Source organism: Herbidospora yilanensis (assembly GCF_001570565.1).
GTDB classification, from domain to species: domain Bacteria; phylum Actinomycetota; class Actinomycetes; order Streptosporangiales; family Streptosporangiaceae; genus Herbidospora; species Herbidospora yilanensis.
In genome coordinates, this window is sequence record NZ_BBXE01000022.1 from 194,027 (window position 1) to 208,092 (window position 14,066).

At 71.8% G+C, this 14,066-nt stretch carries 17 protein-coding genes; 10 read left to right on the forward strand and 7 right to left on the reverse strand.

Features of this window, described 5'->3' with window-relative positions; translation table 11 throughout:
• Nucleotide 1: 1 nt before the first annotated feature.
• The gene (locus AW273_RS17140) at nucleotides 2-196 is read right to left on the reverse strand and encodes a DUF2795 domain-containing protein (RefSeq protein WP_030455020.1); all 195 of its coding nucleotides are present in this window, start codon (nucleotides 194-196) and stop codon (nucleotides 2-4) included.
• A gap of 214 nt (nucleotides 197-410) precedes the next feature.
• Between AW273_RS17140 and AW273_RS17145 the strand changes: the two genes are divergently transcribed.
• A complete protein-coding gene (locus AW273_RS17145) occupies nucleotides 411-860 on the forward strand; it encodes a DUF4383 domain-containing protein (RefSeq protein WP_062349326.1) in 450 nt (149 codons plus the stop codon).
• Nucleotides 861-890: 30 nt separating this feature from the next.
• Here AW273_RS17145 and AW273_RS17150 read toward each other — a convergent pair whose 3' ends face one another.
• Entirely contained in the window at nucleotides 891-1,337 is a 447-nt protein-coding gene (locus AW273_RS17150) for a phospholipase (RefSeq protein WP_232327463.1), read from the reverse strand.
• A gap of 327 nt (nucleotides 1,338-1,664) precedes the next feature.
• Here AW273_RS17150 and AW273_RS17155 point away from each other — a divergent pair, with 327 nt between their 5' ends.
• A complete protein-coding gene (locus tag AW273_RS17155) occupies nucleotides 1,665-2,714 on the forward strand; it encodes an NAD-dependent epimerase/dehydratase family protein (protein WP_062349328.1) in 1,050 nt (349 codons plus the stop codon).
• On the opposite strand, the gene AW273_RS17160 is transcribed toward AW273_RS17155, so the two are convergent.
• Entirely contained in the window at nucleotides 2,692-3,801 is a 1,110-nt protein-coding gene (locus AW273_RS17160; RefSeq protein WP_062349329.1) for a sensor histidine kinase, read from the reverse strand. The genes AW273_RS17155 and AW273_RS17160 overlap by 23 nt on opposite strands.
• Nucleotides 3,798-4,532 carry a response regulator transcription factor gene (locus AW273_RS17165; RefSeq protein WP_232327464.1) on the reverse strand — a complete coding sequence of 245 codons (735 nt, stop codon included), beginning with the start codon at nucleotides 4,530-4,532 and terminating at the stop codon, nucleotides 3,798-3,800. Before AW273_RS17165 ends, AW273_RS17160 begins: the two co-directional genes overlap by 4 nt.
• A gap of 102 nt (nucleotides 4,533-4,634) precedes the next feature.
• Here AW273_RS17165 and AW273_RS17170 point away from each other — a divergent pair, with 102 nt between their 5' ends.
• From AW273_RS17170 to AW273_RS39110, 3 genes are read left to right on the forward strand one after another with little or no spacing between them, the layout of a single operon-like run.
• Nucleotides 4,635-5,291 (forward strand): glycosyltransferase family 2 protein, encoded by a 657-nt coding sequence (locus AW273_RS17170; protein WP_232327465.1) that lies wholly within the window; start codon nucleotides 4,635-4,637, stop codon nucleotides 5,289-5,291.
• On the forward strand, nucleotides 5,288-5,902 hold the full coding sequence (locus tag AW273_RS17175) for a TIGR04282 family arsenosugar biosynthesis glycosyltransferase (protein WP_062349331.1): 615 nt from the start codon (nucleotides 5,288-5,290) through the stop codon (nucleotides 5,900-5,902). Before AW273_RS17170 ends, AW273_RS17175 begins: the two co-directional genes overlap by 4 nt.
• Nucleotides 5,899-6,594: a class I SAM-dependent methyltransferase gene (locus AW273_RS39110; protein ID WP_062349332.1), complete on the forward strand. Its 696-nt coding sequence runs from the start codon at nucleotides 5,899-5,901 to the stop codon at nucleotides 6,592-6,594. The genes AW273_RS17175 and AW273_RS39110 overlap by 4 nt, the downstream gene beginning before the upstream one ends.
• Here the strand turns inward: AW273_RS39110 and AW273_RS17185 are convergent.
• Entirely contained in the window at nucleotides 6,521-6,892 is a 372-nt protein-coding gene (locus AW273_RS17185; RefSeq protein ID WP_062349333.1) for a hypothetical protein, read from the reverse strand. The two genes, AW273_RS39110 and AW273_RS17185, sit on opposite strands and share 74 nt — an antisense overlap.
• Nucleotides 6,889-7,998, reverse strand: a complete 1,110-nt coding sequence (locus AW273_RS17190) for a molybdopterin-dependent oxidoreductase (RefSeq protein ID WP_198168193.1) — start codon at nucleotides 7,996-7,998, stop codon at nucleotides 6,889-6,891. The genes AW273_RS17185 and AW273_RS17190 overlap by 4 nt, the downstream gene beginning before the upstream one ends.
• A gap of 114 nt (nucleotides 7,999-8,112) precedes the next feature.
• On the opposite strand from AW273_RS17190, the gene AW273_RS17195 reads away from it, so the two are divergent.
• The 5 genes from AW273_RS17195 (at nucleotide 8,113) to AW273_RS17210 (ending at nucleotide 13,556) form a co-directional block, all read left to right on the forward strand.
• Nucleotides 8,113-9,435: a glycosyltransferase 87 family protein gene (locus tag AW273_RS17195; RefSeq protein ID WP_083949825.1), complete on the forward strand. Its 1,323-nt coding sequence runs from the start codon at nucleotides 8,113-8,115 to the stop codon at nucleotides 9,433-9,435.
• Nucleotides 9,436-9,819: 384 nt separating this feature from the next.
• Entirely contained in the window at nucleotides 9,820-10,860 is a 1,041-nt protein-coding gene (locus tag AW273_RS17200) for an acetamidase/formamidase family protein (RefSeq protein ID WP_062349335.1), read from the forward strand.
• A 158-nt stretch (nucleotides 10,861-11,018) separates the two neighbouring features.
• Nucleotides 11,019-11,171 carry a hypothetical protein gene (locus AW273_RS37255; RefSeq protein ID WP_157555868.1) on the forward strand — a complete coding sequence of 51 codons (153 nt, stop codon included), beginning with the start codon at nucleotides 11,019-11,021 and terminating at the stop codon, nucleotides 11,169-11,171.
• Between the two features lie 804 nt (nucleotides 11,172-11,975).
• Nucleotides 11,976-13,112, forward strand: coding sequence for a ZIP family metal transporter (locus AW273_RS17205; RefSeq protein ID WP_157555869.1), 1,137 nt, complete (start codon nucleotides 11,976-11,978; stop codon nucleotides 13,110-13,112).
• 114 nt (nucleotides 13,113-13,226) lie between these two features.
• Nucleotides 13,227-13,556, forward strand: a complete 330-nt coding sequence (locus tag AW273_RS17210) for a DivIVA domain-containing protein (RefSeq protein ID WP_232327468.1) — start codon at nucleotides 13,227-13,229, stop codon at nucleotides 13,554-13,556.
• Here AW273_RS17210 and AW273_RS17215 read toward each other — a convergent pair.
• Entirely contained in the window at nucleotides 13,543-13,911 is a 369-nt protein-coding gene (locus AW273_RS17215) for an ArsR/SmtB family transcription factor (RefSeq protein WP_232327466.1), read from the reverse strand. The genes AW273_RS17210 and AW273_RS17215 overlap by 14 nt on opposite strands.
• Nucleotides 13,912-14,066: the final 155 nt, after the last annotated feature.

Consider the following 14,066-nt stretch of genomic DNA (forward strand, 5'->3'; position numbering starts at 1 on the left):
GTCAGCCCTCGCTGACGGCCTTGCTCACCGCGTTGGGCCCGTCGTACTCGCGATCGGGAATCGACTGAAGCGCCTTGACGGTGGTGTCGTCGGCCCCATGGGAGCGGGCCGCGTCGACCAGGTCGCCGCGCCGGGCGGGATAGTCGACACCCGACAGATCCTTCTGCAACTGGATCGGATTCGGTTTCGCTGCCATCTTCTTCCCCTTCCTCCTCTGCGTACCGCAGGGGATGCGGATGGGCCTCGTTCTCGGCAGTCGATGAAGGGGCGCGTTGTTCGGCCCGGTGCGAAGCTACCCGGGGTCTCCGGGGGGCTAACGCGTCGTTTGCGATGGGTTCGAGGGGGTATGGCGGGTGGTCAGCACAACAGTCGCGCTGCCGAGCACTGCCTGTCTGTCAACAGGAGAGCTCATGAGGACTCAAACGCCGTCCCGTACGACGTCCCCGCTCCGACAGGCCGCGTTGATCTTCGGCGTGGTGTTCCTGGTGGTGGGGATCCTCGGCTTCATTCCGGGCGTCACCACGAACTACGACATGATGCGGTTCGCAGGCCACCACTCCCAGGCGATGCTGCTGGGCGTCTTCCAGGTGTCGGTCCTGCACAACATCGTCCACCTGCTGTTCGGCGTATGGGGCCTGGCGGCCTCCCGGACCTGGGACGCCTCCCGCGCCTTCTTCGTCGGAGGCGGGGTGATCTATCTGATCCTGCTCGTGTACGGACTGCTGGTCGACCGCGCGAGCGGCGCCAACTTCGTCCCGCTCAACACGGCCGACAACTGGCTCCACCTGGTTCTGGGCGTCGTCATGATCGCCCTCGGGCTGGGCCTGTCCCGGTCGTCGCCGGCCGTCAACCGGACGTGAGGCCCTGAACGGCGAATCCCGACGTCAGTGTCAACCGTCGGCGGGCTGTGCCGCCTGCTCGGCGGCCTGGCGGACTCGTTCGATCTGCGCTTCGGTGACGTTGAGCGCGCCGAACTGCTTGACCGCCTGGTAATAGGTCCAGGCCACGCCGTTGCAGGTGTTCCGGGGCACGGTCGAATATCCCGCGCAGACCTGCTTCATGTCGAAGTAGAAGGCGTCGTCGACACGCGACTTGTTCGCCGGGAACTGGCCCACGGCCTTGTAGTTGCGGTAGCCGAAGTCGTGGCGGCGGCACGGCATCCGGAAGTCGAAGCCGAGCGGCTGGTCGGGGCTGGTGGAGCACAGGTCGGTCGACCAGTCGAACCCGTAGTCGGCCCAGGCGCCCTGGTTCTGCCAGGCGGCCCGCCAACTGCCGGCGCTCGCGGAGGTCGGCTGGCTGAAGGTGGAAAGTGCGGAAAGCTTTTGCTGCGACGTCACCGCCTGTGCGGGAAATGTTAATCCGACTAATGTGGCGAGGGAGGGGACGACGATTGCGACGGCTCGCTTGACCATGGAGCAACTGCCTTTGTTCGTGAGGAGATCTGCCACTTCCCCACGATGAGGTGAAATCGGCACCGACGCCGGAACAGATCTGCATCAAGAGAGACCGCAATATTTACCGAACATCGCTGTTTACAGTCCGAAACTTCCATTGTCAGTACTATTCGTGATCGTGTTGTCACGAACTGCCGCACCGATGACGAAAGTCTTACGCCGGGCTCCGCGAACCCCGCCCGGCTCGTCCGGTTCCGTAGCGTCGCCGTCATGCGTGTACTCGTCACCGGAGGAGCCGGGTTCATCGGCTCCCACGTCGTCACCGCCCTGACCGCCGCGGGCCATGAACCGGTGGTGTTCGACGCCCTCCTCCCGGCCGTCCACCCCGGCGAACCCGTGCTCCCCGACGCCGAGTTCGTCAAGGGGGACGTCCGGGACGCGGCGGCGGTGGCCGGCGCACTGCGCGGGGTGGGCGCGGTCTGTCACCAGGCGGCCATGGTCGGGCTCGGCGCGGATTTCGGCGACGTGCCCGGCTACGTCTCCTGCAACGACCTGGGCACCGCCGTGCTCCTGGCCGAGATGGCGCGCGCGGGGGTGACCCTGCTGGTCCAGGCGGGTTCCATGGTCGTGTACGGAGAGGGCCGCTACACCTGCGCGGTCCACGGCGTGGTGCGGCCCGGTCCCCGGGCGGTCGCCGACCTGGCGGCGGGGCGGTTCGAGCCGTGCTGCCCGCGTTGCGGCGCCGGGCTGGTTTCCGGTCTGGTCTCCGAGGACGCGCCGGCCGATCCCCGCAACGTCTACGCCACCACCAAACTCGCCCAGGAGCATCTGGCCGCGTCGTGGGCGCGGGCGACCGGCGGCCGGGCGGTGTCGCTGCGCTACCACAACGTCTACGGGCCGGGCATGCCGAGCGACACCCCCTATGCCGGGGTCGCCTCGTTCTTCCGGTCGGCGCTTGAGCGCGGCCAGGCCCCCACGGTCTTCGAGGACGGCGGGCAGCGCCGTGACTTCGTGCACGTCGGGGATGTCGCGCGGGCCAACGCGGCGGCGCTGACCGCCGCCGGGGGAGAGGGCCACACCGCCTACAACGTGGGCAGCGGCGAGCCTCACACGGTCGGCGAGATGGCCGCCGCCCTCGCCGGGGCGTTCGGCGGGCCGGCGCCGGTCGTCACGGGTGAATACCGGCTGGGCGACGTGCGGCACATCACCGCCGACTCCTCCCGGGCGCGGGAGGCGCTGGGCTGGAAGCCCGAGGTGGAGTTCGCGGACGGGGTCGCGGAGTTCGCCCGCGCGCCGCTCAGGTCACCAGCGGCAGGGTGACCTCGAACCGGCAACCGCCCGGCACGTTGCGCACGTCGGCCTGTCCCGCGTGGGCCTCGACGATGCCGCGCACGATCGCCAGCCCGAGCCCGGCCCCGGCGGGCGGGGTGCGGGCGGCGGTGCCGCGCCAGCCGGTGTCGAAGACCCGGGGCAGGTCGTCGGCCGGGATGCCGCCGCACGCGTCGGTGACCGCCAGGACCGCGCTGTCGCCGCGGCGGGTGGCGGTCACCGCGACCGTGCCGTCGGCCGGGGTGTGCCTGATGGCGTTGACCAGCAGGTTGGCCAGAACGCGGGTCATCTCCTTGCCGTCGACCTCGACCGGCACGTGGTCGATCTCCTCGCCCACCAGCCGCACCCCGCGCTCGTCGGCCAGCGGCCCGGCGCCCAGCAGCGCGTCGGCGGCCAGGTCGCGCAGGGACATCCGGCTCGGTACGGGGGTGAACGCCCCCGCGTGGAGGCGCGACAACTCGAACAGGTCGCCGACCATCGCGGTCAGCCGCTCGACCTCGGCCCGGATCTGCCGGTGGTAACGGCCCGGATCGGCCGCGACGCCGTCCTCCAGGGCTTCGGCCATGGCGCGCAGACCGGTGAGGGGGGTGCGCAGGTCGTGGGAGATCCAGGCGACCAGCTCACGCCGCGAGGCCTCCAGCGCCCTCTCGCGCTGCCGGGAGGCGGCCAGCTTCTCGCTGGTGGCGGCCAGCTCCCGGGCGAGGTCGGCCAGTTCGGCGGTGGCCGGGGCGGCCGGCGCGGCGAAGTCGCCGCCGTCGCCGAAGTCGCGGGCGGCCCTGGCCAGGTCGCGGCTGCGGGCGACCACCCAGCGGCCCAGCACCAGCGCGGTCACCAGCGACACCACGGCGGCCATCGCGACCACCAGCGTCACCACCCACAGGTCGTGCGGCGACAGGAACATCGCCCACGCCACGGAGAGCGTCCCGGCGAGCATGGCGGTGACCGCGACGACCGCCACCACGATCAGCGAGACCGCCACCGACCGCCGCCGCAGGAACATCAGCACGCCCGCCCCCGCCAGCCCGGCCAGCGCCGCCCCGCCGAGCGCGAACAGCGCGATGAGCAGCACGTCCTTCATTCCGGCCGCCCCTGTTCGAGTCCGGGGTCGAGTCCGGGGTCGAGTCCGGGGTCGAATCCGGGGTCGAAGCGGTAGCCGACCCCCCACACCGTGTGGATCAGACGGGGCTGGGCGGGATCGTCCTCGACCTTGGCGCGCAGCCGTCTGACGTGGACGGTCACCGTCGACAGGTCGCCGAAGTCCCAGCCCCACACCTCCCGCATCAGCTCCTCGCGGGTGTGCGCCCGATAGGGATGCGACAGGAAGTGGGCCAGCAGGTCGAACTCACGCAACGTCAGCGCCAGCTCGACACCGTCCTTGGCGGCGCGGTGGGTCTCCGGGTCGAGCGTGAGCCCGGCCGCGCCCAGCCGCTCGCGCACGGCCGGGACGGCCGCCCGGCTGCGCCGCAGCACCGACTCGACACGCAGCACCAGCTCACGGGGGCTGAACGGTTTGGTGACGTAGTCGTCGGCCCCCACCTCCAGCCCGGCGATGCGGTCGTCCTCCTCGCCCCGCGCGGTCAGCATGATCACCGGCACCGGGCTCGCGGCGCGCAGGCGGCGGCAGACCTCCAGCCCGTCGAGGCCGGGCAACATCAGGTCGAGCACCACCAGGTCGGGGCCGCCCCCGATGGCCCGGTCGAGCCCCGTGGGGCCGTCGGCGGCCCGGTCGACGGTGTGGCCGGCGCGCAGCAGGTAGTCGGAGACGACACCGGCGACGGTCGGGTCGTCCTCCACGACCAGGATCCTCATGAGCCCAGCCTGACATCTGAGAGCGGGCATGACGGACGGCGTCCGCGTTTCGTAAGGACTCCACCGCCGAAATCCGGCCCGCTTCTTCCTACGGTGGCGGGTGTGATCCAACCAACTGTGGACGTCGTGCTGCCCTGCCTGGACGAGGCCGAGGCCCTGCCGTGGGTGCTCGAACGCATCCCGCCCGGCTGGCGGGCCCTGGTCGTGGACAACGGCTCGACCGACGGATCGGCGGAGATCGCCCGCTCCCTGGACGCGACCGTGGTGCCCGAGGCCCGGCGCGGGTTCGGGGCGGCGTGTCACGCGGGGCTCGTGGCGGCGACAGCGGAGGTCGTCTGTTTCTGCGACTGTGACGCCTCGCTCGATCCGGGGCTGCTGACGGGGTTCGTACAGAAGCTCGAAGAAGGCGACGACCTGGTGCTGGGACGCCGCCGCCCGCAGTCGCGCGGGGTGTGGCCCGCGCACGCGCGGGCCGGGAACCGGGCGTTGTCGCATCTGGTCAGACGCCGGACCGGTGTGCGGCTCGGGGACATCGGGCCGTTGCGGGCGGCCCGGCGGGAGGCGCTGCTCAAACTGGGCCTCACCGACCGGCGCAGCGGCTACCCGCTGGAGATGGTGGTCCGCGCCGCCGACGAGGGCTGGCGGATCCGCGAAGTCGACGTGCCCTACCTGCCCCGCAGCGGGAAGTCCAAGGTCACCGGCACGTGGCGGGGAACGTTCCAGGCCGTCATGGACATGCGGAAGGTGCTGGCCGGATGACGACCCTGCTCGTGATCGCCAAGGAGCCCGTGCCGGGACGGGTGAAGACCCGGCTGACCCCGCCGTTCACCCCGTCGGAGGCGGCGGCGCTCGCCGAGGCGTCTCTGGCCGACACCCTCTCCGCGGTCGTGCACACCCCGGCCGACCACCACGTGCTCGTGCTCGACGGCTCTCCCGGCCCCTGGACACCACCGGGCGTGGAGATCCGGCCGCAGTGCGGCGGCGGCCTGGCCGAACGCCTGGCCGCCGCGTTCGCCGACTGCGCCGGCCCGGCCCTGCTGATCGGCATGGACACCCCGCAGGTCACCCCCGGCCTGCTCGAACCCGCCCTGGATTTCAGCCGGTACGACGCCTGGTTCGGCCCGGCGGCCGACGGCGGCTTCTGGGCCCTCGGCCTCCGGAAGCCCGATCCGGCCCTGCTGCTCGGCGTGCCGATGTCGGTGCCGGAGACCGGAGCCGCGCAACGCGCGCGGCTCCGGCACCTGAGGGTCGGGGAACTCCCGGGCCTGCGCGACGTCGACACCGCCGCCGACGCCCGGGAAGTGGCCGCCCAGGCGCCCTGGACCCGGTTCGCCCAGACGCACCTGTCGCTCTCGGCGGCCCTGCGGTGACCTGGCACGACGACCCCTACGCCCTCGCCCTGCGGGCCGGGCGCGGCCCGCTGTTCCTGCGCCGCGCCGACGGCCGGCGGTTCCCGCTCGACGTCGAGCGCTGGTGCTCGGTCGCCGACGCCGCCGACCGATCGGTGCTGGCCCGGTGCCGGGGCACCGTCCTGGACGTCGGCTGCGGCCCCGGACGCCTGGTCGCCGCCCTCGCCGAACAGGGCCACCGCACGCTCGGCGTCGACATCAGCCCGGCGGCCGTCGCCGGAACCCGCCGCCGGGGCGGCATGGCCCTGTGCCGGTCGGTGTTCGACCCGCTCCCCGGCGCGGGCCGCTGGACCACGGCCCTGCTCGTCGACGGCAACATCGGCATCGGCGGCGACCCGGTCGCCCTGCTGCGCCGCATGGCCGAACTGACCGCCCCCGACGGCCGGCTGATCGCCGAGGCCGACCCGGTCGAGGTGGACGAACACCACGAGGTCCGCCTCGACGACGGCAGGGGCGGCCTCGGTGCCCCCTTCCGCTGGGCCAGGGTCGGCCCGGCGGCCCTCACCAGACACGCCGCGACGGCGGGCTGGTCGCCCGCCGACGAGTGGTCGGTCGCCGGACGGCGGTTCGTCGAACTGGTCAGCGCCGACGCCGGACCAGCACCAGCACGACCGCGACCACGGCCACTACAACCAGGCAGATCAGCAGGTTGAGCCCGTAGGGCTGCGCGAGCACCGTCGGATTCGGCCGAGGGCCGGGGCGCAGCAGCACGGGCACCGTGATCAGGGTGAGCGCGCCCATGGTGATCAGCGCTCCGCGCACCACCACCCGGTCGGGCAGCCGCGCCACCAGCAACCCGGCCAGCAGGACCACCGGCCCGATGATCGCGTCGTGCAGCACGATCGCGCCGGCGAACCCGGCGACGACGCCCCACAGTCCCGGCAGCGGCAGCAGGAAGAACAGCCCGGCCGCGATCAGCACGACCCCGGCCGCGCCCAAGGTGATCCTCACAGCGCCTCCAGCCGGGACACCCACTTGGTCTGGAGCACACCCGGCCGGTTGGGGGCGATGATCCGGGCCGGGTAGCCGTGGTCGAGGGAGAGGACCTCGTCGTTGAGGCGCAGCGCGAGGAGGGTCTGGGGGTCGTCGGCATACGGGGCGGGCATCACCGTGGTCCGGTAGTAGCCCCACACCTCCATCGAGCTCACCCGCAGCGCCGTGCCCGGCGGTATGCCCGCCCGGCTCAGCAGGTCGCGGATCGGCACGCCGGTCCACCAGGCGTCGGCACTCCACCCCTCGACGCAGGCGATCGGCAGGCGCACCCGCCGCTGAGCCAGCGCGTTCAGCTCCGCAAGCGTGATCCGGTACGGGGCCGGCCCGGCCACCTCCAGCGCCCAGCCCGCAGCCGAGGCGTAGGTGACCTGGGCGGCGGCGGCCGTCCGGTTGACGGGAACGCCCTGGGTCGCGATCCCGGGGTCGCGGGGCGCGAGCAGGTCGAAGGCGCGCAACGGGGCGAACGCCTGCCCGGCGGTGGTGAGGGTGACCGCGCCCACGGCCGCGCCGACCCCGGCGAGCAGGGCCCGGCGGTCGGCCGCGTCCACGTCGGAGGTCTTCCTCCTCCAGTGGGCTCTGATCAGCGGCGCCTTCAGGGCCAGGTGGAGCAGCAGCGAACCGGCGACGATCCAGGCGACGGCGTAGTGGGTCTGGGTGAACGAGAACGGCCACGGATACCACTGGAGGATGTTGATCAGCCCGGTGAACAGCTCGAACACCGTCGCCGCCACGAGGAGGGCGATCGTCAGCCGCTCGACCAGATGGGTGAACGACCGGAACGGCGGCCAGGCGAACAGCCGGGGGTAGACCGTCCACAACTTCGCCATGACCAGGACGATCGCCGCCAGCCCCGACGCGACGTGCAGCCCCTGCGTCAGCCGGTAGCCCCATACGGGCCGGGTCGGCAGCAGACCGGTCATCCAGCCGGGCGGGTGCTGGAGCACGTGGCTGATCAGCCCGGTCAGGAAGCAGACGACGATCGCCGCCCCGAGCCAGCGGCCGATCGCGACGGCGGTCCGGGGGTCGTGCAACCGCCCCCTGAACTGCGGAAGCGCGGATCTCATGGCTCCCATGCAACCGCGCCGAGGCCCCGATCAGCCCGGACGGACACCTTACGAAACCCGGACGTCCGATCGCGCGGTGGTCATTCCGGGCGGTGCGCACGCCAGTGTGGCCGGGTGAGACTCACCGTCGTCCTGCTCTGCGCCCTGGTCGCCGCCGTGGCCTGCGCGGTCACCCGCGCCGGGCAACTCGCCGACCCGGCGGGCCTGACCGCCTGGTACGCCGTGTGCTGGGCGCTGTTCGCGGCGGCGGCGTGGTCGCTGCGGCGCGTCCCCGCGCGCCGGGCCGCCGCGCTGGTGATCGCGGGCGGCCTCGCCGTGGGGGCGACCGGCCTCCTGGACGGCCCCCGGACCAGCACCGACTCCTACCGCTACGCCTGGGACGGCCGTGTCCAGGCCGCCGGGATCTCCCCGTACGACCATCCCCCGGCCGACCCCGCCCTCGCCGGCCTGCGCGACCGATGGTTGTTCCCGGAACGCGCCGCCTGCTCGCAGACCTACCTGTCCTGGTTGCCGGAGGGCGGCTGCACCCGCATCAACCGTCCCGGGGTGCCGACGATCTATCCGCCGGTGGCCGAGACCTACTTCCTGGTCGTCCACACGCTGTCGCCCGCCGGCGCCCGCACCAAGCCACTCCAGGTCGGCGGCCTGCTGCTGGCCATGGCGACGACGCTGCTGCTGGTCCGCACGGCCGGGGCCCGCGCGGCGGGCCTGTGGGCCTGGTGCCCGGCGGTGCCGGTCGAGGCGGTCAACAACGCGCACGCCGACGTGCTCGCCGTCCTGCTCGCGGTCGCCGGGATCGTCGTCGTGGCCCGCCGGCGCGTCGCCGGGGGAGCCCTGCTGGGCGCGGCCATCGCCGCGAAGTTCCTCCCCGCCCTGCTGCTGCCCGGCGCCCTCTCCCGGGTACGCCGGCCACGCGACGCCCTGGCGGTCCTCGTCCCCGCCGGGCTGGTGGTGGCAGCCGCCTACCTGCCCTACCTGCTGGCCTCGAAGGCGTCGGTGTTCGGCTACCTCATGGGATACACGGCCGAAGAGGGCTACCAGGACGCCACCGACGGCCGATACTCCCTGATCCGCTGGTTGCTCCCCGACGCCTGGGCGCCGCCGGTCGTGGTGGTGGCGATGGTCTGCGTGGCGGCGTACACGATGATCAAAGGAGACCCGGCACGGCCCTGGACCGGCGCACTGACCGTCACGGGCACCGCCTTCCTGCTGCTCACACCCGGCTACTCCTGGTACGCCCTGCTGGTCGTCGCCCTCGTCGCGCTCGACGGGCGGTGGGAATGGCTGGGTGTCGCCGCGGCCGGGGCGGTCGCCTACGTGACCGAAACGGGCACGGCCGCATATGCCGCGGCGGCCCTGCTGGTCGCCGTGGTGCCCTGGTGCCGCGCGGTCGCCCGCAGGATGGATCAACGCCGCGCCGCAGGGAGCCGGTCGTGAGGAACAGCTCTGACCCGACCGGATTTTGCATGACCGTTAACCGGCCGAAACACCCGCCGGTCACTGTGGAGCCACCCCCGATGATCGTCGTAGGGCCATCCGAGCCCCCGGGAGCGGCTGCGGTCGGGCCTGCGGAGCTCGTGTCACGGATGGGAGTCCACCATTTCCACCAAGCACTGGAGCTCGGCAAGCCGTCGAAGCCTGCTGGCCGCCGGTCTGGCCGCGACCTTCGCGGCCGCCGTCCCCGCCCCCGCCAAGGCCTCGCCGGGTGACAAGGGAGGCCCCGGCCGTCCCAAGCCCGAAAAGTGGGACCACCACCTCAAATCCACCCCGGACAAACTCCACTGGGGCGGCTACCCGATCGGCTCGACGCCCGGCCTCACGATGAGGTCAGGCCAGACCGTCCGCGTCGACACCCTCTCCCACCAGGGCTTCACCAACCCCGCCATCCACCCGAACGACTACTTCGGCGCCTTCGGGGTCAAACCGAACGAGATCCTGCCCGACGGCATCGCCTTCTGGCAGACGCTCCGGGACCGCGAGGCCACCGGCCGACGATACGGCGGCCACGTCCTGACCGGCCCCATCTACGTCGAAGGCGCGGAGCCGGGCGACACCATCGCGATCGACATCCTCGGCGTCGACACCCGGGTGCCCTACGGCTTCAACAACACCGCTCCGACCGGCGGCGTCATGGCCACGTTCTACCCCGGGTGGCGCGAAGGCGACCAGGGCCTCGACATACCCGCCGACATCCCGCCCGGCCTCCCGGCCGGAGTGTGGCCCGACGTCCGCACCCACCTCTACCGGACCGGCATGCACCGCGGCGAGGAGGTCGTCTTCTTCGCCGACGACATCATCATCCCGACCCACAAGTTCATGGGAATCATCGCGGTCGCCTCGCCCACGGGCGAGTTCATCGGCAACACCGAGAACGAGCCCCCACCGGCCACCGGGGTGCAGAACTCGACCCCTCCCGGCAAGTTCGGCGGCAACATGGACGTCCGCGACCTCAACGTCGGCACGACGCTCTACCTGCCGGTCTTCCAGCCCGGCGCGCAGATCTTCATCGGCGACCCGCACAGTTGCCAGGGCGACGGCGAGGTCAGCGGCACCGCCGTCGAACACTCGCTGTCGGGCACGTTCCGCGTCACCCTGATCAAGGGCACGACGACGGAACTGCCGTGGGCCGAGACCGACGACCACTGGATCATGATGGGCATCCACTGGGACCTCGACCGCGCCATGCGGATCGCGGTCGAGAAGACCGTCGACTTCCTGGTCACGACCCAGGGCCTGACCGTCCCCAAGGCCTACTCGTTCGCCTCGATCGCGGTGAACTACCACAACGCCGAGGTCGTCGACCGCACCCAGGTCGTGACCGGCTACATCCCGAAGAGCGTCTTCAAGGGCCACCGGCGCTGAACCGGCCCTGACGGGGTGGCGGAGCGGATTCCGCTCCGCCACCATCCGCACAGCCCGAAATTGATCGCCGGTAAGACGATCAACTCCTCGACACGGGGGCAGCACCGGAGTTCTCGCCGACCCGGAAGCGGTCGCGTCCCTATTCGGAGGTGCCTGACATGGCCGTGTTCGAGCTGATCTGCTACCTGATCGCGTTCGTCCTGTTCGTCCTCGCCGCGCTCAACGTCGGCGCACGCTTCAACCTGGTGGCGGGCGGACTCGCGGCGGCCGTCCTGCCGACCCTGGTCGAGGCGTTCAACGGCCTGACCTGAGCAGCACCCGCGCTCCTACGCCGAGCGCCGAGGACCTGAGCGCCGACGTCGCCGTCCAGGCGGCGGCAGGGCTGCCGGGGGGCACCCGACGGCGGCCCCTCGTCTCCGCCTGGGCGAGGGCGTGATCCGTGCCGGGACCGGGGTGGACTCACCGGCATTCCGGCCGCCGAATTCTGGTCCGGGCACGCGCCCACGAAGCCCCTCGGCCCGCTGGGAACCCTAGGCGCGACGCCTCGTGCGGTCGGGGCGGGAAGCCAGGCCGGCGGCCACCAGTGCCGCGCCGAGGGTGATGACGCCGGTGTTCATCTGGCCCGCGTCCGACAGCACCGCCAGGACCAAGCTCCACGATGAGGACCGCGCCGACGAGCGCGAATGCCGGCAACGCCAGGGAGCCGGCCGGTAACGGGCTCCACGGGGAAGACCGCGCCGACGAGCACGAACCACACCGCCAGACGCCATCGACGACGGCCCGAGGCGTGTCCGTGTCCCCTGCGCATCTCTCCAGAACTCGGGTGGCGGCCGTACAAGAGGGCCGATTGAACTCCTGAACACCTGCTCATATGTTTGACTGACTGTCACATGGACATGACGCTCCGTAATAATCAGAGAAGGGAACGCCCATGATCGAGCCACATCAGCACGCCGACGACGAGGACTGCGTCGAGTCGGAACACCCGGCCGAGACCGAGTGCCACGAGCACGACCACCCCCACGAGCACTAGTCCGCGCTCGGCTTGATCGATCGTGGCCGGCCGGTGGCCGGTCGGCCACGCCTTCCCGCCGCACTCGCGAAAGGGCCGCGACATGGTTTTTCTCGGAACGGGGCTGGCGGCGCACACCGCCGACGGTCCTCAGGACTGGACGGTATGGGTGGCCGTCCTGCTCGTGGCGCTGAGCACGACGGCGGGGGCGTGGGCGGCCCGCCGGAACGTCCGGCGGATCAGCGTCGTGCTCGGGGTGGCCTCCGCGCTGATGTTGATGACCGCCCTGGCCGACCTCCTGCCGGATGCCTATGAGGAGGCCGTCGAATCGGGCGTGCCCCTCTGGTGGGTGGCCGGAGCCGGGCTCTTCGGCTTCCTGGTCATCGCCTACTTCACCCGGAACGGGTGCGGGCACGGCCACGGGCACGAGGTGGGGCTCCGGCACGCGCCGGGCTTCCACCGCCCCCGAGCGGGTGCGGCGCTGGCCGGCGGGGTCGGGACCGCCGTCGCCCTGTCGGCGCACCGGGTGGTCGAAGGGGCCACTCTCGCCCTCGCCGCGTCCCTCGTCGTCGTGATCGCGCTGATGGTGCACTCCGCGAGCGAGGGGGTGGCCCTGGCGGCGATGATCGACGTCGCGGCACGGCCGCTGGCGCCCTGGCTGGCGTTGTCCTGCGTCAGTCCCGCGGTCGGCGTGCTCACGGCCGAGGTGGTGGCCCTGCCCGAGCAGGCGATCCCGCTGCTGCTCGGACTGATCGCGGGAATCCTGCTCAGGACGGCGATCGTCGGGCTGAAGCTCGCTCGCTCGACCCGGGCCGGAAGGCTGACCCCGGGGGAGTGGCTGGGCGGCGGCGCCGTCGTCGCGGCGGCCGTCGGCCTGGTCTTCGGAGTGCCGAATCTCATGGCGCCCGGGGAACGACCCGCACCGCCGGTGGCGGCGAAACCCGCACCGACCCCCGAACCGACCCCCGTGGTCTTCGCGCCGGCCACGCGCGGCGATCTGCGCGCCGCCTTCGCCGAGGGGCGTATCGGGTTCCGGCAGATCCTCGACCGGACCGACGTCGTGACGGTCAGCACCCACATCGGCTGGCTCCTGCAGGCGCTGCCCGGTTACGAGCCCGACGCGATCGTGGCCATGTTGCGGCGTGGCCGCATCGGCGGGGGCACGCACATCGGAGACCTCGACGACGCGCAACGCCGTTACCTGCTCGCCCGGCTCGACCCGATCGGGCGCGGGACGTGAACCCGTCACATCCCGTGTGATCCGGCACATTGCGATGTCCGGCTGCTGTGACGATCGCGACCTCAGTAAGGTCTGAAAATCTGTTCAACCATACAGGTGAAGGCGGTGACGTCCATGGGCCACGAGGCGATCCCACACCTCGATCCCGGCATGTTCGTCGGGGATCGCGAGGTCCTCACCCCGGTGGAGATCCATCACACGATCTTCACCACGGTCCGGTTCAAGGTCGGCTACAACCCGCGTGAGGTCGACGACTTCATGGCCAGGGCCGAAGCCGCGGTCGGCGCGCTGCTGCGGGAGAACGGGGAACTGCGCGCCCGGTTGTCCGGGCCCGGCCGATCCGGGGAAGAGCCCGACGCCGATCTGAGTGAAGCTCACCGGGATCTCCAGCGAGCGATCGACCTGCACCGCGACCGCGTGCAGGCGATCCTCAACGCCCGGTGAGAGGGGGCTCGTCGCGTTCGGGGTGGATGGCGTCGGTGTGCTCGGTGTGCGCGACGGCCAGGTCGAGCAGCATCCGCACGTGCGCGTCGTCGAGCCGGTAGTAGGCCATGCGACCGGTTCGGCGCACCGACACGACCCGGTGGGCGCGCAGCAGGCGCAGGGCGTGTGAGGTGGCCGACTCGCTGAGCCCGCTGACGACGGCGAGGTCGCACACGCACATCTCGCCCTCCAGCAGGGCGAGCAGGAGGCTGAGGCGGCGGGGGTCGGCCAGCAGGCCGAAGATGTCGGCCGTGTCGACCAGGTCGGCCTCCGGCGGCATGCGCGACTGGACGGCGGCGACCCGTTCGGGATCCACCACCTTCGTCGCGCAACCGTCGATATCCGTCGGCTGCACAGATGAAGAACTTTGCATACGCCCAACCCTATGTCGTGAAGGCCGGACACCCTGCCTCGCCGAGTGATATCAACGTATGAACAGTTGAGCAGATATTGAGGATGTCGAGGTAGGAG